General features: G+C 64.0%; 17 protein-coding genes. 8 read left to right on the top strand and 9 right to left on the bottom strand.

From position 1 onward, the window contains the following. Nucleotide 1 precedes the first annotated feature (1 nt). Entirely contained in the window at nucleotides 2-739 is a 738-nt protein-coding gene (locus QMO82_RS33390) for a phosphatase PAP2 family protein (protein ID WP_183608928.1), read from the bottom strand. A 188-nt stretch (nucleotides 740-927) separates the two neighbouring features. Here QMO82_RS33390 and QMO82_RS33385 point away from each other — a divergent pair, with 188 nt between their 5' ends. Beyond that, nucleotides 928-1,470 (top strand): hypothetical protein, encoded by a 543-nt coding sequence (locus QMO82_RS33385; protein ID WP_183608927.1) that lies wholly within the window; start codon nucleotides 928-930, stop codon nucleotides 1,468-1,470. A 13-nt stretch (nucleotides 1,471-1,483) separates the two neighbouring features. On the opposite strand, the gene hutH (QMO82_RS33380) is transcribed toward QMO82_RS33385, so the two are convergent. The 5 genes from hutH (QMO82_RS33380) to QMO82_RS33360 form a co-directional block, all read right to left on the bottom strand. Further along, on the bottom strand, nucleotides 1,484-2,977 hold the full coding sequence (gene hutH, locus QMO82_RS33380; protein ID WP_183608926.1) for a histidine ammonia-lyase: 1,494 nt from the start codon (nucleotides 2,975-2,977) through the stop codon (nucleotides 1,484-1,486). Next, nucleotides 2,974-3,750: an ABC transporter ATP-binding protein gene (locus QMO82_RS33375; RefSeq protein WP_183608925.1), complete on the bottom strand. Its 777-nt coding sequence runs from the start codon at nucleotides 3,748-3,750 to the stop codon at nucleotides 2,974-2,976. Before QMO82_RS33375 ends, hutH (QMO82_RS33380) begins: the two co-directional genes overlap by 4 nt. A 28-nt stretch (nucleotides 3,751-3,778) precedes the next feature. Then, entirely contained in the window at nucleotides 3,779-4,483 is a 705-nt protein-coding gene (locus QMO82_RS33370) for an ABC transporter permease (RefSeq protein WP_183608924.1), read from the bottom strand. A 10-nt stretch (nucleotides 4,484-4,493) separates the two neighbouring features. Continuing rightward, nucleotides 4,494-5,219: an ABC transporter permease gene (locus QMO82_RS33365; protein WP_183608923.1), complete on the bottom strand. Its 726-nt coding sequence runs from the start codon at nucleotides 5,217-5,219 to the stop codon at nucleotides 4,494-4,496. 102 nt (nucleotides 5,220-5,321) lie between these two features. Continuing rightward, nucleotides 5,322-6,164: a transporter substrate-binding domain-containing protein gene (locus QMO82_RS33360; protein WP_097616466.1), complete on the bottom strand. Its 843-nt coding sequence runs from the start codon at nucleotides 6,162-6,164 to the stop codon at nucleotides 5,322-5,324. 196 nt (nucleotides 6,165-6,360) lie between these two features. Here QMO82_RS33360 and hutC (QMO82_RS33355) point away from each other — a divergent pair, with 196 nt between their 5' ends. Beyond that, complete coding sequence (hutC, locus tag QMO82_RS33355; RefSeq protein ID WP_183608922.1) at nucleotides 6,361-7,116, top strand: histidine utilization repressor; 756 nt, start codon at nucleotides 6,361-6,363, stop codon at nucleotides 7,114-7,116. 34 nt (nucleotides 7,117-7,150) lie between these two features. Here hutC (QMO82_RS33355) and hutC (QMO82_RS33350) read toward each other — a convergent pair whose 3' ends face one another. Continuing rightward, nucleotides 7,151-7,873 carry a histidine utilization repressor gene (hutC, locus tag QMO82_RS33350; protein ID WP_183608921.1) on the bottom strand — a complete coding sequence of 241 codons (723 nt, stop codon included), beginning with the start codon at nucleotides 7,871-7,873 and terminating at the stop codon, nucleotides 7,151-7,153. 61 nt (nucleotides 7,874-7,934) lie between these two features. Then, complete coding sequence (locus QMO82_RS33345) at nucleotides 7,935-9,281, bottom strand: formimidoylglutamate deiminase (protein ID WP_183608920.1); 1,347 nt, start codon at nucleotides 9,279-9,281, stop codon at nucleotides 7,935-7,937. A 122-nt stretch (nucleotides 9,282-9,403) separates the two neighbouring features. On the opposite strand from QMO82_RS33345, the gene hutI reads away from it, so the two are divergent. The 6 genes from hutI (at nucleotide 9,404) to QMO82_RS33315 (ending at nucleotide 16,271) form a co-directional block, all read left to right on the top strand. Further along, complete coding sequence (hutI, locus tag QMO82_RS33340) at nucleotides 9,404-10,666, top strand: imidazolonepropionase (protein WP_183608919.1); 1,263 nt, start codon at nucleotides 9,404-9,406, stop codon at nucleotides 10,664-10,666. Next, on the top strand, nucleotides 10,663-12,198 hold the full coding sequence (hutH, locus tag QMO82_RS33335) for a histidine ammonia-lyase (RefSeq protein ID WP_183608918.1): 1,536 nt from the start codon (nucleotides 10,663-10,665) through the stop codon (nucleotides 12,196-12,198). The genes hutI and hutH (QMO82_RS33335) overlap by 4 nt, the downstream gene beginning before the upstream one ends. A gap of 180 nt (nucleotides 12,199-12,378) precedes the next feature. Beyond that, nucleotides 12,379-13,182: an N-formylglutamate deformylase gene (hutG, locus tag QMO82_RS33330; protein WP_183608917.1), complete on the top strand. Its 804-nt coding sequence runs from the start codon at nucleotides 12,379-12,381 to the stop codon at nucleotides 13,180-13,182. Between the two features lie 30 nt (nucleotides 13,183-13,212). Next, nucleotides 13,213-14,886, top strand: a complete 1,674-nt coding sequence (hutU, locus tag QMO82_RS33325) for a urocanate hydratase (protein WP_183608916.1) — start codon at nucleotides 13,213-13,215, stop codon at nucleotides 14,884-14,886. Between the two features lie 5 nt (nucleotides 14,887-14,891). After that, nucleotides 14,892-15,467 (top strand): HutD family protein, encoded by a 576-nt coding sequence (locus QMO82_RS33320; protein WP_183608915.1) that lies wholly within the window; start codon nucleotides 14,892-14,894, stop codon nucleotides 15,465-15,467. Nucleotides 15,468-15,641: 174 nt separating this feature from the next. Then, the gene (locus QMO82_RS33315) at nucleotides 15,642-16,271 is read left to right on the top strand and encodes a J domain-containing protein (protein WP_183608914.1); all 630 of its coding nucleotides are present in this window, start codon (nucleotides 15,642-15,644) and stop codon (nucleotides 16,269-16,271) included. A 27-nt stretch (nucleotides 16,272-16,298) separates the two neighbouring features. Here the strand turns inward: QMO82_RS33315 and QMO82_RS33310 are convergent, their stop codons facing one another. Next, nucleotides 16,299-17,000: a DUF899 family protein gene (locus QMO82_RS33310; protein ID WP_183608913.1), complete on the bottom strand. Its 702-nt coding sequence runs from the start codon at nucleotides 16,998-17,000 to the stop codon at nucleotides 16,299-16,301. Nucleotides 17,001-17,045 lie beyond the last annotated feature (45 nt).

Genomic DNA, 17,045 nt, shown 5'->3' with positions numbered 1-17,045 from the left:
TCTATTTGCCGTCGCCGTTTTCGGTTTCGGCGGCAGCGTCGGGGCCGCGGCTTGGGACGCAGCGTTTCGAGACCAACCAGCAACCGAGCGCCCACAGCGCCCCGGCGCACCACCCGGCGAGGACATCCGTCGGATAATGGACACCGAGATAGATCCGGCTCAAACCGATGATGACAGCCAGAAAGACACCGGCGGCCATGACGAAGATCCGCGTCGAGCGGTAACGCTGGGTCCGGGCCAGCAGTGCGCCGAGCGTCAGATAGGTCACCGCCGAGACCATCGCATGTCCGGAGGGAAAGCTGAGATCGCTGACCTCGGCAAGATGCGGCACGATATCGGGACGCGGCCGGGCAATGAGGATCTTGAGCAAAGTGCTCGCCAGCCATCCGGTTAGTACCGAGGAAAAGACGAAGATCGCGATCGGCCAGCGTCGGTCGAGCAGAAGATAGACGGTGACGAGAACCGTCATCAGCGAGAGAACGGTGATACCGCCGAGGCTGGTGATATCCCCGACGGCGTGCGTCAGCCAGCCAGGACCGATCGGCACGGCAAGTTCGCCCGGCCGCCGCAGCGCCAGCAGTATCGCTTCGTCGAAGCGGAATGTCTCACCCTCGAGCACCTCGCTCGTCAGGCGCTGCAGCAGAAAGAGCCCGCCGGCGATCGATGCCACCATGATCAGCGTCAGCGGCTCATATGCGGTGAGCCTCGCCAAAAATCCGCGTCGTTGAACCTCGTTCATGCCTGCCGTCGAACTCCTTCACACCATGTCTATCCTCGCCAGATCGGCAAGGTGAGCCGCAAATTCAAGACCTTGGGCATTCGAGGGCGTTCTCGAGCCTGATCGCCGCCTAATCCAAATGCTCGGTAGCAAAAGCTCAACCTTCTTTTGTTATGGCTGGAGCCGATTGTCCTGGAGATGGTTCGGCGATGAAAATTCTGACCGCGATGGTTCTGATGGCAGCCGTCCTGCAGCCGGTCGCAGCCCTTGGCGAGACCGAATGGATGGGCGACGCAAGACAATGGTCGGTAGGCTTTGCGAGCGAGAGCCCGCCCTATTGCCGGCTGCTGTGGAACAGCGAAATCGGCAAGACCGTGGAATTCCGCCAGAGCGCCACCGAGACCTTCTGGCTGGTGGCAAAGAACAGCTGGGACATTCCGGCCGGCACCACGACCGAGGTGACACTGACCGATCGCAATGTGACGAAAGTGGTCGCCGCCGAATTCTTCGACAAGACCACGCTTCGCCTCTGGCCACCGGCGAGCAAGGGAAGCGGCGGACTGAAGAAGATCATCAAGAATTCCTTTTCAGGAACGCCTGATGTGCAGCTGACCTTTGCCGGCGACGAAGGCGACTGGACGCTGCCGCTCTCGCGGGTGGACCAGCTCTATCCGACTTATCGGCAATGCCTCAAACGCCTGGAAGCAGGCGGAAAGCCGAAGCAGGATTCCGAAACCGGCAAGCCGTTCTGACGGGGTGCCTGATTCACCCCATCGATGGCGGCGCGCTCTCGCGGATCAGGCTGCGCACGGCCTCGATATCGCCATTGAGCGGCCGCTCGTCGCCATAATGGGCGACACGCTCCCGCACCGCCTGATAGACAAGATCCGTACCTGCCGCCCGCGGCGCCGTCGCCGCCAGGAAATCATGCGCCTGGGCCGCCGCCATCAGCTCGATCGCCAGGATGTATTCGGCATTGTCGATGACGGCGAGCAGCTTGCCGGCGGCAGCTGTGGGATGCGCGAGGAAATCCTCCTGCAGGCCGGAGGTCAGGCCGCCATCCATGGCCGCGGGTGCGGCAAGGCGGCGGTTCTCGTTGCTGAGCGCGGCTGCGGTATATTGGGCGATCATGAAGCCGGAATGGCTGCCGGCGTCGCTTGCCAGAAACGGCGGCAGGCCGCTTACCAGCGGATTGACCAGCCGGTCCATGCGCCGCTCGCTGATCGCGCCGATCTGCGCCAGCGCAATCGCCAGACTATCGGCCGCCTGCCCGAGCGCCGGGGCGACCGCATGCGCTTCGGAGGAGACGATCGGCTGTTCCGGCGTGCCTGAGACAGCCGGATTGTCCGTCACCGAGGCAAGCTCCTGATCGACGAGGCGGGCGGAATTGTCGAAAACGTCGCGCGCCGCGCCATGGGCATGCGGCACCGAACGAAGGCTCAGCGCATCCTGCGTGCGCCGGCCGAAGGCAGCGGCGACTAAGCCGCTGTCCCGAAGGCGGGCGCGCAGCGTCGCTCCGACCTTCTCGATTCCGGCAGACGGGCGCAGCGCCAGCACCGCCGCGTCGAAGGCGGCGATCTGGCAGCCTGCCGCTTCCAGGGTCAGTGCCGCGATCGTATCGGCCCAGTCGAGCAGCCGTTCGGCGCGGGAAAGTGCCACGGCGGTCAGGCCGGTGGCGCAGGCCGTGCCGTTGACAAGACTGAGGCCCTCCTTGGCGCCGAGCACCAACGGTGTGAGGCCGATCGCGGCAAGTGCTTCGCGGCCGCTCATGCGTTCGCCGCCGAGCGTGGCGCTGCCTTCACCGATCAGAACGAGCGCCGTATGGGCATTGTGGGTGAGGTAACCGGCCGAGCCCTTGGACGGGACGTCGGGAATGCAATCATGCTCCAGCATGGCTGCGAGATGCTCGACGATCCCGCGCCGCACGCCGGAATGGCCGTGAGCGAAATTGGCAATCTGGGCGGCGATGATGGCGCGCACCTCGCGGGCATCAAGCAATGGCCCGACGCCACAGGCATGGCTGAGCACGATGCTGCGCGACAACAGGCTCTGCGAGGCGCGATCGACCACCGTATCGGCGAGCGCCCCGACGCCGGTATTGACGCCATAGGCGCGCACGCCGGTCTCGACGATGCTGGCGACGATGCGGCTTGCCAGCTCGATCCGCGCCCAGGCGGCCGGCGACAGCGCAAGCGCTTCCCCTGCCCCGACGCGCGCGACGTCGCGCCAGGTCAGCACTTTATCGATGGTGATCGTCATTGACCGCTTCCGAAATGGCCGATGAACTGGCGGAAAGCGGGTGTGGCGCCGCCGGTGAACATCTCGTCCGGCTTGCCGCTGCTTTCGATCAGACCCTCGCGCATGAAGACGACGCGGTTGGAGACGTTGCGGGCAAAGCTCATCTCATGGGTGACGACGAGCATGGTCATGCCTTCCTCGGCCAGCGCGCGCATGACGCGCAGCACTTCGCCGACAAGCTCCGGATCGAGCGCCGAGGTCGGCTCGTCGAAGAGCATGACCTTCGGTTTCATCGCCAGCGCGCGGGCGATCGCGGCGCGCTGCTGCTGGCCGCCGGAGAGATGGGCGGGATAGGCGTGGCGCTTGTCCGCGATGCCGACCTTTTCGAGCAGCGCCTCGGCCTCGGCGATGCAATCGGCGCGCGGCCGCTTCAGCACATGAATGGGACCTTCGATGACGTTCTGCAGGATCGTCATGTGGGACCAGAGGTTGAAGGACTGGAACACCATGCCGAGTTCCGAGCGGATATGGTCCACCTGCTTCTGGCTGGCCGGCTTTGCCTTGCCGTTCTTGTGAACCATTTGAATATGCTCGCCGTCGACCCAGATCTCGCCGTCGCTGGCGGTTTCGAGCATGTTGATGCAGCGCAGGAAGGTCGATTTGCCGGAGCCGGAGGCGCCGAGCAGCGAGATCACATCGCCGTCTTCCGCATCGAGGGAAATGCCGCGCAGCACCTCATGCGTGCCGAAGCTCTTGCGGATATTGCGGACCGAAAGTCGGGTAACGCCTGGCATGATTGCTCCAATCGATTCAGGTTTCGCCTCAAGCCTTCAGGGCGTGCGGGGCTGCACGGCGGTGTCGGGAGAGCGAATATTCGAGCAGAGCCATGCCCTGCAGGATGATGAAATTCAGGACGAGATAGATGATCGCCGCACAGAGGAAGACTTCCATCGTGCGGTAGGTCTGCGAGATCAGCCGCTGGGCGACACCGGTGACCTCCCAGACGGTGACGAGGCTTGCGAGCGCCGTCGATTTCATCATCAGCACGATCTCGGTGGAATAGGCCGGCAGCGCGTGGCGGAAGGCGATCGGCGCCAGGATGCGGCGCACCAGCAGGAAACCGGACATGCCGATCGAGCGCGCCGCTTCGATTTCCTTCGGCGAGACGGCACGGATGCCGCCGCGGAAAATCTCCGCCGTGTAGCCGGCCGTGCAGAGCGCCAGCGACAGCACGGCGCAGACCATCGGCTCGCGCAGGAACGGCCAGAGGAAGGAATAGCGGATGACGCCGAACTGACCGAGGCCGTAAAATACCAGGAACATCTGGATCAACAGCGGCGAGCCGCGGAAGACGAAGATATAACCTTTGGCGAAACCCGAAAGCACCGGGTTGCCGCTCACCCGCATCGAGACGATGACGAGCGCCAGCAGGCCACCGAAGAAGATCGACAGCGAAAACAGGATCAGCGTCGTCGGCACCGCCTTGAGCAGGGTCACCATGGTCGAAGCAAGAAAGGTGAAATCCATCATCGCCTCCCTACGCCTGGCCCATGGCCGATGCCGGCATGCTGCGGTTGGCCCGGCGTTCCGCACCGTTGAAGATGCGGTCGGAAAGGCTGGTCAGGATCAGATAGAGGCAGCCGCCGGCGATGAAGAACAGGAAATATTGCCGCGTCGAGCCCGCCGCGACCTGGCTGGTGCGCATCAGTTCGGCAAGGCCGGTGACGGAGATCAGCGCCGAATCCTTGAGGCTGAGCTGCCAGACATTGCCGAGGCCGGGAATGGCCAGCCGCAGCACCTGCGGCATGATGATGCGGCGAAAGCGCATGGCGCGATTCATGCCGATCGCCGAGGCCGCTTCGAGCTCACCCTTGGAGATGGCGAGGAAGGCACCGCGGAACACTTCCGCCTGATAGGAGCCGGAGATGATGCCGACGGCAAGCGCGCCGGCGGCAAAGGAAGGCATGCCGAGGAACCCCTCGTAGCCCATCGCCTTGCCGATCGAGGTGACGGCCGAGGAGCCGCCGAAATAGATGAGATAGATGATCAGCAGTTCGGGCACGCCGCGAAACACCGTCGTATAGACGTTGCCGAGCGTGACGAGGGCAAGATTGCCGGAGAGTTTCGCCGCCGCGACAATCGCGCCGAGCACCGCGCCGATGGCCAGCGCCGTCGCCGTGACGGCGAGCGTCATCAAGGCGGCAGCAATGAGCAGCGCGCCCCATCCGGTCGAGCCGAAGCCGAGCAGTTCCAAGCTTGCCATATCGTCCGTTCCCCGTCCGTGGCAGTGTTTTGGGTGACAATAGCATGCTGTCTCCAGCAATAAAGCCGGAGACAGGGGTTTACGGCCGAAAGGCCGAAACCTCTATTGCTGCGGGCTGACGTCGACCTTGAACCACTTCATCGAGAGGTTCTTGACCGTGCCGTCGGCAAGGGCTGATTTGATCGCCTCGTTGAACTTGTCGCGCAGGTCCGTATCGGCCTGGCGGATGCCGAGGCCTTCGCCCTCGCCCCAGATCGAGCCGACGATCTCCGGACCGGTGAAATCAAGCGTGTCGTTGGCGGCCTTGAACGCGTTGGCGAAATAGACGGCATCGTCGAAGCCGAGGTCGATGCGGCCGTTCTGCAGGTCGAGGTCGCGGTCGGCGCCGGTCTTGTATTCGCGGATCTCGGCAATGTCGCCGAAATTGTCATAGACGAACTTGGCATAGACGGTCGCCGCCTGGATGCCGATCGTCTTGCCCTTGAAGGCGGCCTTCAGCGCGTCGATCTCCTTCACGCCGGTCTGGCCGGGCGTCATCTTGATCGTGGCGCCGGTGCCGGCGGCCTTTGCCAGTGGGCTGTCCTTGGCGGTGGCGAAGGCGGCAGGGGTGGCGGCATAGGGAATGGTGAAGCCGATCACCTGCTTGCGCTCCTCGGTGATCGACAGCGCATCCATGATGACGTCGAACTTGCCGGCGTTGAGCGCCGGGATCATGCCGTCCCAGTCGGAGGCAACCAGCGTGCACTCGATCTTGGCACGTTCGCAGAGCACCTTGGCGAGCTCCGGTTCGAAGCCGCCGAGCGTGCCGTCGGCATTGGTGAGGTTCCAGGGCGCATAGGCGCCTTCGAGCGTGATGGTCGCCTTCGTCCAGTCCTTGGCGAAGGCGGGCGCTGCAAAAGCGGAAAGAGCGGCGACGCCGCAAAACAGGATTGCACTGAATTTCATTGATGAATTCTCCTCTGAGATGGAAACAGACCTTGCGGCACCCGGGCCGATCTGCGCCGGCTTGCCCTTTCCTGTCCTGTTTTTGCGGCAAGGACCGATTGGGAGGTTGTATATGGTACCATATGAAATATTTTATGATATGCAAGAGGAAAGTCGGTTTATGCGGCGAATTCCATTCGTGCAAAAGGAATAGGCAATGAAGCGTTCCGGGGAAATGAAGCGCGAGCTGGCGGAAAATGATAGCACGCCGCTTTATGCCGGCGTCAAGCAGGTGATCCTCGACCGCATCCACAGCGGCGAGTGGCCGCCGAAATACCGCGTGCCGTCGGAAAACGAGCTGGTGGTCGAACTCGGCGTCAGCAAGATGACCGCCAATCGGGCGCTGCGCGAACTTGCCAACGAAGGCGAACTCGTGCGCATCCAGGGCGTCGGCTCCTTCGTCGCCGAGCGCAAGGGTTATTCGGCGCTGTTCGAGGTGCGCAACATCGCCGAGGAAATCGCCGAACGCGGCCATGTCCATGAGGCTTCCGTCATCGTTCTCGCCCAGGAAACGGCCTCTCCCGAGATTGCCGACGCACTGGAACTTGATATCGGCGCGGCGGTCTTTCACTCGCTGATCGTGCACAGCGAAAACGGCGTTCCGGTGCAGATCGAGGACCGTTTCGTCCATCCGGAGGCCGCCCCTGAATATCTCGACCAGGATTTCACCACCTTGACGCCGAACGCCTATCTGACGGCGGCCGCCCCACTCAGCGGCTCCGAGCACGTCGTCGAGGCGGCGATGCCGCAAGCCTGGGAATGCAAGCTGCTCACCATCCTGAAGAGCGAACCGTGCCTGACGATCCGCCGGCGGACATGGTCGGCAAAACAGGTGGTCTCCACCGCTCGCCTGGTCTATCCCGGCTATCGCTACCGGCTCGAAGCCCGCAGCGGCAAGATGTTCGAAGAGTGAAAACACCAGCTATGTTGTATATGGAACATGGCGACTATTGCGATGCCGGCGTGAACCGCGCCACGAGCGCGTGACGATCGCCGGGATAGGTGAAGCGCACGTGGGTCACCGGACCGGCGCCGCTCCAGGTGCGGCGTTCGACGACGAGGCAGGCGGCGTTGCGCGCGATGTCGAGGGCGGCCGCCACGTCGGCACCGGCTGAGATGGCGTGGATCCGATGTTCGGCGGTGCTCCACGGCACCTGGTTGAGCAGCCACGGCCCCGGCGCCATCGTCAGGAAATCGACATCGGCGGCCTCCGGCACGGTGGCGAGGCTGATCAGCCGCTCCTCCAGGCAGAAGGGCCGCGCCCCGGCATTGTGGATGCAGACGACCTCGACCACCGAGGACGCCACCGGGAGTTCTAGCCTTCGGCTGTCTTCCGCCTTGGCCTTGCGGCTCGTCTTCTTCGAAACCGCGTAGGAATAGGGCAGGTTCAGCGACTGCACCTCGGTCTTGATGTCGTGGATTTCGAGAACGGCCGATTGCGCCTGCGGCTGGGTGACGAAGCTGCCGGACTTCTTGCGGCGCTCGATGAGGCCGGCCTTGGCGAGCTGGGTCAGCACCTTGTTCACCGTCATGCGCGAGCAGTCATACTGCGTGGCGAGATCGACCTCGAAGGGAATACGGTGCCCCGGCGGCCATTCGCCCGAGACGATACGGCCCTCGATTTCGCTCAGGATGCGTTGATGCAAGGTGGGATCCTTGCTTTGGTTCATCGCCACGTTCCGATTGGTCTCCCCGGTCTAATTCGAATAGCTTGACAGGAAAAGTGCTTTTTCAGGCCGCCAGCAATTCGCCCATCGCGGCGAGGAAACGCCGGTCGATGGCATCGCGCCCGACATGGCGGCCGCCGGCCACTTGCTTGCGGCCGCGCGCCCAAACGCAATCGACGGAAATACCGCCTGCAAACAGCCAATGATCGAGGATCTGGTCGCCCGAGAGATAGGGAACGGCTGAGGTATCGAGCGAAACGAGATCGGCGTGATAGCCCTCGACGAGCCCGGCCGGCGCGTTCAGCGCGGCACCGCCGCCGGCAAGCGCTTGGGTGAACAGCGAAAGCGCCGTCGAGCCGCCGGTGGCTGCGACGACATTGCGGGCGCGCAGCGCCAGGCGCTGCGAATATTCGAGCTGGCGCAATTCCTCGGGAACCGAGATCAACACGTTGGAATCCGAACCGATGCCGTAACGCCCGCCTTCTTCGAGGAAGAGCGGTGCGGCAAAGGCGCCGTCGCCGAGATTGGCTTCGGTGATCGGGCAGAGGCCGGCAATTGCGCCGCTCTTTGCCATCCGCCGCGTTTCGTCCTCGGTCATGTGGGTCGCATGGATCAGGCACCAGCGCCGATCCACAGGCGCGTGATCGAGCAGCCATTCCACCGGCCGCGCGCCGGACCAGGCGACGCAATCCTCGACCTCCTTCACCTGTTCGGCGACATGGATGTGGATCGGGCCGCCGCCCGCCATCGGCACGAGTCTTGCCAGTTCCTCGGGCGTGGCGGCGCGCAGGCTGTGCGGCGCCAGCCCGAGTTCGGCGCCGTCGAGCCGGCCGGTCACTGCCCGGCATCGCTCCATCAGCCTTTCGAAGCTTTCGAGCGAATTGATGAAGCGCCGCTGGCCGTCGATCGGCGCAGCACCGCCGAAGCCGGAATGGGCATAGAAGACCGGCAGCAAGGTCAGGCCGATGCCGGTCTCTGCGCTCGCAGCACCGATGCGTTCGGCAAGCTCGGCGATATTGGCATAGGCGCCGCCATCCCTGTCATGATGGAGATAGTGGAACTCGCCGACGCGGGAAAAACCGGCCTCCAGCATCTCCGCATAGAGCTTGGCGGCGACCGCCTCGATATGATCCGGCGTCATCGCCAGGGCGAATTTGTACATGACCGTGCGCCAGCTCCAGAAGCTGTCATTGGCAGGGCCGCGCACTTCGGCAAGACCGGCCATCGCCCGCTGGAAGGCATGACTGTGCAGGTTGCCCATGGCGGGAACGAGGAGAGCATGGCGCTCATCGCCCGGCGCGGCGGAAACGCCGGTCTCGATCCGCGCGATACGCCCGGCCTCGAGTGTCAGCCGCACGTCCTTCTGCCAGCCCTGCGGGGTCAATGCCGTGTCTGCGTGAAGTGTGGTCATGACCTTGCCTCTCCTCTTGTCGCGCCGCCGATCTTTCTTTTCCAGAAAAGCGCGCAAAATTTCTCTTGTCACCTATCGAATATGTATATACATGTTTTGACATAAGGAAAGGCGCAAAGCTGATGACCGGGAACAATTTTTCAGAGGAAACCCCATCCGCCGACGTCAGGCCGGTGCTTTGGCGCAACGCCCGCCTGGCGACGCTTGCGCCGGCGCAAACGGGACTGGGCATTGTCGAAAAGGGCGCCCTGCTCACTGAAAACGGCCACATCGTCTTTGCCGGCGCCGAAAGCGACCTGCCGGCATCCGCCATCGAGCGGTCCGAGATCGTCGATCTCGAAGGGCGCTGGGTGACCCCCGGCCTTGTCGACTGCCACACCCATATCGTTCACGGCGGCAACCGCGCCCGCGAATTCGAGATGCGCCTTGCCGGCGCCAGCTATGAAGAAATCGCCCGCGCCGGCGGCGGCATCGTGTCCTCGGTAAAGGCAACCAATGCGCTGTCGGTCGAGGAGCTTGTCGCCGAGGCGCTGCCGCGGCTCGACACGCTGCTTGCCGAAGGTGTCACGACGATCGAGATCAAATCCGGCTACGGACTGAACCGAAGCGGCGAAGTGAAGATGCTGCAGAGCGCCCGCCTGCTCGGCCATGTCAGACAGGTGCGCGTCGCCACCAGCTATCTCGGCGCCCATGCGACGCCGGTGGAATATAAGGGCCGCAACGGCGATTATCTCGATAATGTCGTCCTGCCCGGTCTCGACGACATGCATAATCTCGGACTTGCCGATGCCGTCGACGGCTTCTGCGAGGGCATCGCCTTTTCGACGGCCGAAATCACCCGCGTCTTCGACAAGGCAAAGGCGCTTGGCCTGCCGGTCAAGCTGCATGCCGAGCAGCTCTCCAATCTCGGCGGCGCCAGGCTCGCTGCATCCTACGGCGCGCTTTCGGCCGATCACCTCGAATATCTCGACGAGGAGGGTGTTGCGGCAATGGCGGCTTCCGGCACCGTCGCGGTGCTGCTGCCCGGCGCCTTCTACGCCATCCATGAGAAGCAGAAGCCGCCGGTCGAAGCCTTGCGGCGGGCAGGCGTGCCGATCGCCATCGCCACCGACTGCAACCCCGGCACATCGCCGCTCACCTCGATGCTGCTCACCATGAACATGTCGGCGACGCTGTTCGGCCTCACGGTCGAGGAATGCATTGCCGGCGCCACCCGCGAGGGCGCCCGCGCACTCGGTCTGCTCGACAAGACCGGCACGCTCGAGCCCGGCAAATCCGCCGACCTCGCCGTCTGGAATATCGAAAGCCTCGCCGAGCTCGTCTACCGCATCGGCTTCAACCCGCTTCATACACGCGTCTTCAAGGGCGAAAGGAACGGTCGATGACCATTACGCTCCATCCCGGCTCCGTCTCGCTCAAGGATCTGGAAATCATCTATTGGACCGGCGAGCCGGCAAAGCTCGATCCCGCCTTCGATGCCGGGATCGCCAAAGCCGCCGCCCGCATTGCCGAGATCGCCGCCGGCAATGCCCCGGTCTACGGCATCAATACCGGCTTCGGCAAACTCGCCTCGATCAAGATCGACAGCGCCGATGTCGCCACCCTGCAGCGCAATCTCATCCTGTCGCATTGCTGCGGCGTCGGCGCGCCGCTGCCTGACAATATCGTCCGGCTGATCATGGCGCTGAAGCTGGTCTCGCTCGGGCGCGGTGCCTCCGGCGTGCGGCTGGAACTGGTGCGGCTAATCGAGGGCATGCTGGAAAAAGGCGTCATCCCGCTGATCCCGGAAAAGGGCTCGGTCGGCGCCTCCGGCGATCTTGCGCCGCTCGCCCATATGGCGGCGGTGATGATGGGCGAGGCCGAAGCCTTCTTCGCCGGCGAACGGCTCTCGGGCGCCGAGGCGCTCGAACGGGCCGGGCTGAATCCGGTCGTGCTCGCCGCCAAGGAAGGTCTGGCGCTGATCAACGGCACCCAGACCTCGACGGCGCTGGCGCTGGCCGGCCTGTTCCGCGCCCATCGCGCTGCCCAGGCGGCGCTGATCACCGGCGCCATGTCCACCGATGCGGCCATGGGCTCTTCGGCGCCCTTCCACCCGGATATTCACACGCTGCGCGGCCATAAGGGCCAGATCGACACGGCGGCAGCGCTTCGCAGCCTGCTCGAAAATTCCGTCATTCGCCAGAGCCATATCGAGGGCGACGAGCGGGTGCAGGATCCCTATTGCATCCGCTGCCAGCCGCAGGTCGACGGCGCCTGCCTCGATCTGCTGCGCTCGGTCGCCCGCACGCTGGAGATCGAAGCCAATGCGGTCACCGACAATCCGCTGGTGCTGTCGGACAATTCCGTTGTCTCAGGCGGCAACTTCCACGCCGAACCCGTCGCCTTCGCCGCCGACCAGATCGCGCTTGCCGTCTGCGAGATCGGCGCGATTTCGCAGCGCCGCATCGCGCTGCTGGTCGATCCCACCCTCTCCTACGGCCTGCCGGCCTTCCTCGCCAAGAAGCCGGGCTTGAACTCCGGCCTGATGATCGCCGAGGTCACCTCGGCGGCGCTGATGTCGGAGAACAAGCAGATGTCGCACCCGGCCTCGGTCGATTCAACGCCGACCTCGGCCAACCAGGAAGACCATGTCTCCATGGCCTGCCACGGCGCCCGCCGCCTGCTTGCCATGACCGAGAACCTGTTCGCCATCATCGGCATCGAGGCGCTGACCGCCGCCCAAGGCGTGGAACTGCGCGCGCCGCTCTCGACGAGCCCCGAGCTTTTGAAGGCGATCACGACGATCCGCAGCAAGGTGCCGAGCCTCGACATCGACCGCTACATGGCAAAGGACCTTGAGGCAGCCGCCCAGCTGGTGGCAACGGGCGTGCTGAACGGTTCGGTTTCGACTGGCATATTGCCGGTATTGGAGGGTTGAAATGATCGCGATGAAGAAAGTCCCCTCCCCAACCCCTCCCCACAAGGGGGAGGGGCTTAACGTGCGGCCCTCGCCGCATTCACTCTTAAGCGCGGCATATGCGGCCGGCTTGTTGTTTTGCGAGACGGTGCCACAGCTTAACCCCTCCCCCCTGTGGGGAGGGGCTGGGGAGGGGTTTTAATGACCACACCATACGAAATCCGTCAGGGCACCTCCCCCGTCATCCTCGGCTTCCCCCACACCGGCACCGAGGTGCCGTTCGAGATCGCCGACCGCCTCAACGACAATGGCAGGATCCTCGCCGATACCGACTGGCACATCCACCACCTCTATGACGGCTTGCTTGACAGCGTCACGACGGTGCGCGCCACCTTCCATCGCTACGTGATCGACGCCAACCGCGATCCGGCGGGAGTGAGCCTCTATCCCGGGCAGAACACCACCGGCCTCGTTCCCGAAACAGACTTCGACGGCAAGGCGATCTGGAAGGATGGGCAGGCGCCCGGCGAGGCCGATATAGCGGCGCGGCTGCGGGATTTTCATGCGCCCTATCATGCCGCCCTTGCCGCCGAGATCGAGCGCGTCAGAGCAATCCATGGCGTCGCAATCCTTTACGATTGCCACTCGATCCGCTCGCATATTCCTTTCCTGTTCGAGGGCAAGCTGCCGGATTTCAATATCGGCACCGATATGGGCAAGACCTGCGACAGCGCCATCGCGCAGGCGACGCTGACCGTCGTCGAAGCCGCCGAAGGGTACGACAGCGTGCTCAACGGCCGCTTCAAGGGCGGCTGGACGACACGCCACTATGGTCGGCCCGACACTGGCGTGCACGCGATCCAGATGGAGCTTGCACAATCGACCCATCTGCAGACCGAGGCACCGCCCTTCGCCTATGACGCCACCAAGGCGGACAGGCTTCGCGTCCATCTCAAAGACATTCTGGTGCGCATCGAGCAGATCGCACCGGGCCTGAAACGCTGAAGATTGAAACCTGAGAACAGGGGAACTGCCATGAACAATCCGCGCCATAACATCCGGGAAATCCGCGCGCCCCGCGGCAATGAACTCAATGCCAAGAGCTGGATGACCGAAGCGCCGCTACGCATGCTGATGAACAATCTCGATCCCGACGTCGCCGAAAATCCGAACGAGCTCGTCGTTTACGGCGGCATCGGCCGCGCCGCCCGCACCTGGGAGGATTTCGACCGCATCGTCGCGACGCTGAAGACACTGACGGAAGAGGAAACGCTGCTCGTCCAATCCGGCAAGCCGGTCGGCGTTTTCCGCACCCACAAGGATGCGCCGCGGGTGCTGATCGCCAATTCCAACCTCGTGCCGCACTGGGCGACCTGGGATCATTTCAACGAGCTGGATAAGAAGGGCCTTGCCATGTACGGCCAGATGACGGCCGGCTCGTGGATCTATATCGGCACGCAGGGCATCGTTCAGGGCACCTACGAAACCTTCGTCGAGGCCGGCCGCCAGCATTATGGCGGCAATCTCAAGGGCAAATGGATCCTGACCGGCGGCCTCGGCGGCATGGGCGGCGCCCAGCCGCTCGCCGCCGTCATGGCCGGCGCCTGCTGCCTCGCCGTCGAATGCAATCCCGACTCGATCGATTTCCGCCTGCGCACCCGCTATCTCGACGCCAAGGCCGAGACGCTCGACGAAGCGCTTGCGATGATCGACCGCTGGACCAAGGCTGGCGAAGCGAAATCCGTCGGCCTGCTCGGCAATGCCGCCGAAATCCTGCCGGAAATGGTCCGCCGTGGCATCCGCCCCGACATGGTCACCGACCAGACCTCGGCGCATGACCCGATCAACGGCTACCTGCCGAAGGGCTGGACAATGGCCGAGTGGAAGGCCAAGCGGGAAAGCGATCCGAAGGCTGTGGAAAAAGCGGCGCGTGCCTCGATGCGCGAACATGTCGAAGCGATGATCGCCTTCTGGAATGCCGGCATTCCGACACTCGACTACGGCAACAACATCCGCCAGGTCGCCAAGGAAGAAGGCCTGGAAAACGCCTTTGCTTTCCCGGGCTTCGTGCCGGCCTATATCCGCCCGCTGTTTTGCCGCGGCATCGGCCCCTTCCGCTGGGCCGCCCTTTCCGGCGACCCGGAGGATATCTACAAGACCGATGCCAAGGTGCGGGAGCTGACGCCTGGGAATACCCACCTGCACAACTGGCTCGACATGGCCAGGGAGCGGATCGCCTTCCAGGGCCTGCCGGCGCGCATCTGCTGGGTCGGCCTCGGCGACCGTCACCGCCTCGCTCTGGCCTTCAATGAAATGGTCAGGAACGGCGAGCTTTCCGCGCCGATCGTCATCGGCCGCGACCATCTCGACTCGGGCTCCGTCGCCTCGCCGAACCGCGAAACCGAAGCGATGAAGGACGGCTCCGATGCCGTCTCCGACTGGCCGCTCCTGAATGCCCTGCTCAACACCGCCTCGGGCGCCACCTGGGTGTCGCTGCATCATGGCGGCGGTGTCGGCATGGGCTTCTCCCAGCACTCCGGCGTCGTCATCTGCGCCGATGGCACGGATGATGCGGCAAAGCGGCTCGAACGGGTGCTGTGGAACGACCCCGCGACCGGCGTCATGCGCCACGCCGATGCCGGCTATGACATCGCGCTGGACTGCGCCCGGGAAAAGGGCCTGCGCCTGCCCGGCATTCTCGGGAACTGAACCCGGTGAGGATCCTGCGCGCCGGTGATCACAAGCGCATGCCGTGGAAAAACGGCGGCGGCGAAACGGTGGAAATCGCCGTTTCGCCGGAGGATGCCGGCCTTGCCGGTTTCGACTGGCGCGTCAGCATGGCGACCGTTGCAACCGACGGGGCGTTTTCGATCTTTCCGGGCATCGACCGGACGCTGGCGATCCTCGACGGCAACGGCATGGTGCTCGATATCGAAGGCAGCGCGCCGGTGCTGCTGACGACGGCAGGCGATCCCCTCGCCTTCCCGGCTGATATCCCGGTCGCCGCCAGGCTCCAGGACGGCGCGATCACCGATCTCAACGTCATGACGCGGCGTGACGGCCTCGCCCACACGCTGATCCGCATCGACATCGATGGCGGCAAGTCCGTGCCGCTGGCGTCGTCGACCTGCCTGCTGCTTTGCCACCGCGGCGCATTGTCGTTCCGGAAGGACGACGAAAGCGGCGCGCTATCGGCCGGCGATGCGTTGCTGATGACGGATGCAGCAGGAACCGCAGTTGAGATCGACGGCGAAGCCAGATGTTATCTCGTCTCGATCACCACACCCTGATCTTCGCGCAACTTCTTGAAAAAATTCAACAATCAAAAGATAGCTTAGGCTTTCGCAGCGACGATTGCGAATTCCGGCCATGGACGTCATTCCTGCTTTCGGTCTAAACTTTGCCTTGCTGATGCAGAAGAAGACCTAGACTGTCCGGACGTGCCGGGTAGCAATGGAGCAGGCGTGACGGATCCCTACGATATTCTCGGCGTTGAACGCGATGCGGACGAGGCCCAGCTGAAGGCCGCCTATCGGCGCCTGGCGAAGGTTGCCCATCCCGATTCGGGCGGCGATTCGCAAGCCTTCGACAATCTTCAGAAAGCCTATGCGCTGCTTCTCGATCCGGTCCGGCGCAAGGTGTTCGACGATACCGGCTACGATGTCGAATTCGCCGATGCCGCCGAGTTGCAGGCGCTCGTGCTGATCGAGAAGCTCGTCACCGACGCGGTGCTCGACGAGCGCGCGCCCGGAAGTTTCGATCCCGTCGCCGTCATGCAGGACAGTCTCTCCGAAGAACTGCGCAAGGCGCGGTTCAGCAAGAGCGAGCTGGAGCGCCACGCCTCGCGCATCGGCCTGCATCTGGAGCGGCTCGAAAAACAGTCCGGCCGCGATGTGCTCGCCCACATGTTCCGCGCCCGCATCGAAGCGATTTCCAAGGCGGTCGCGGAAACCGAGGCAAAGATCAAGGCGGCGGAACGCGCCGCCGACATGCTGAGCGGCTATGTCTACGACATCGATCCGCCGCCGCTGCCGGAGGCCGCGGTCGCCAATATCGAATGGGTCGAGGCGTCGAGAAACCGCTCCACCGGCTGACGGAGCGGCCGGCTTGATAGGGCAGCTTCAATAAGACAGCTTCGGATACCAGTCCGGCGCCCGGCCTTCCGGCGTCGTGTCGATCACGGTCCAGAGCGGCATCAGGTCGGGGGCGCCGCGCGGATCCTCGCCGGGATCGGAGGTCACATCGCCCATTTCCTGACTCCAGAAATGGCGGATGGTGCCGTCGCGGCGCGTGAAGACATTATAGGCGGCGTCATCGCCGCCGCCTCTGCCGATGGCGTGGTAGTCGCGGCTGTAATCGCCTGTCGTGTCGGAATAGAGCGGCAGGTGGTGCCAGCCGCGCTCCTTCTTGAAGGCGAGCAGCCTGCCGATCGGCGACAGCGCGACGACGGCAAGGGCGGCGCGCTGCTGGATGTCGGGCACCTCGCCATCCCAGGCCGACAGCAGCGAGGTGCACATCGGGCACGGTCGCTCGCGTTCCGGGCCGAACATATAGCTGTAGACGATCAGCGTATCCTTGTCGGCGAAGAGCTCGGTCAGCGATATCGGCCCGCCGGCGCCTTCGAAGCGATAGTCCTTAGTCACCTCCCCGCCCGGCGGCAGCGCCCGGCGCTGTTTCGCCACCCGCTCGATATGGCGGCGCAATTCGATCTCTTCGGCGAGCAGCGCATCGCGAGCGATGCGATATTCCTTGCTCTCATTGGGAAATTTTACGCCATTCTTTGCCGCCAGCACGGCGGCGGGGACCAGATGCCTGTTATCCATGACATATCCTCCTTCTATTGCCGCGCGTCTCTGACGCGCCAAGAA

The organism is Rhizobium sp. BT04 (assembly GCF_030053135.1).
In the GTDB taxonomy this organism is placed as follows: Bacteria; Pseudomonadota; Alphaproteobacteria; order Rhizobiales; family Rhizobiaceae; genus Rhizobium; species Rhizobium binxianense.
This window is presented reverse-complemented; position numbering and strand designations above follow the sequence as displayed.

What these genes read in the sequence shown, in the direction of transcription:
- QMO82_RS33360 (WP_097616466.1), bottom strand. Translation starts at nt 6,164, where the DNA reads ATGAAATTCAGTGCAATCCTGTTTTGCGGCGTCGCCGCTCTTTCCGCT.
- QMO82_RS33375 (WP_183608925.1), bottom strand. Translation starts at nt 3,750, where the DNA reads ATGCCAGGCGTTACCCGACTTTCGGTCCGCAATATCCGCAAGAGCTTC.
- QMO82_RS33385 (WP_183608927.1), top strand. Translation starts at nt 928, where the DNA reads ATGAAAATTCTGACCGCGATGGTTCTGATGGCAGCCGTCCTGCAGCCG.
- hutI (WP_183608919.1), top strand. Translation starts at nt 9,404, where the DNA reads ATGACCGGGAACAATTTTTCAGAGGAAACCCCATCCGCCGACGTCAGG.
- hutC (WP_183608921.1), bottom strand. Translation starts at nt 7,873, where the DNA reads ATGAACCAAAGCAAGGATCCCACCTTGCATCAACGCATCCTGAGCGAA.
- QMO82_RS33390 (WP_183608928.1), bottom strand. Translation starts at nt 739, where the DNA reads ATGAACGAGGTTCAACGACGCGGATTTTTGGCGAGGCTCACCGCATAT.
- hutH (WP_183608918.1), top strand. Translation starts at nt 10,663, where the DNA reads ATGACCATTACGCTCCATCCCGGCTCCGTCTCGCTCAAGGATCTGGAA.
- QMO82_RS33345 (WP_183608920.1), bottom strand. Translation starts at nt 9,281, where the DNA reads ATGACCACACTTCACGCAGACACGGCATTGACCCCGCAGGGCTGGCAG.
- QMO82_RS33370 (WP_183608924.1), bottom strand. Translation starts at nt 4,483, where the DNA reads ATGGATTTCACCTTTCTTGCTTCGACCATGGTGACCCTGCTCAAGGCG.
- hutH (WP_183608926.1), bottom strand. Translation starts at nt 2,977, where the DNA reads ATGACGATCACCATCGATAAAGTGCTGACCTGGCGCGACGTCGCGCGC.
- hutG (WP_183608917.1), top strand. Translation starts at nt 12,379, where the DNA reads ATGACCACACCATACGAAATCCGTCAGGGCACCTCCCCCGTCATCCTC.
- QMO82_RS33365 (WP_183608923.1), bottom strand. Translation starts at nt 5,219, where the DNA reads ATGGCAAGCTTGGAACTGCTCGGCTTCGGCTCGACCGGATGGGGCGCG.
- QMO82_RS33310 (WP_183608913.1), bottom strand. Translation starts at nt 17,000, where the DNA reads ATGGATAACAGGCATCTGGTCCCCGCCGCCGTGCTGGCGGCAAAGAAT.
- hutU (WP_183608916.1), top strand. Translation starts at nt 13,213, where the DNA reads ATGAACAATCCGCGCCATAACATCCGGGAAATCCGCGCGCCCCGCGGC.
- hutC (WP_183608922.1), top strand. Translation starts at nt 6,361, where the DNA reads ATGAAGCGTTCCGGGGAAATGAAGCGCGAGCTGGCGGAAAATGATAGC.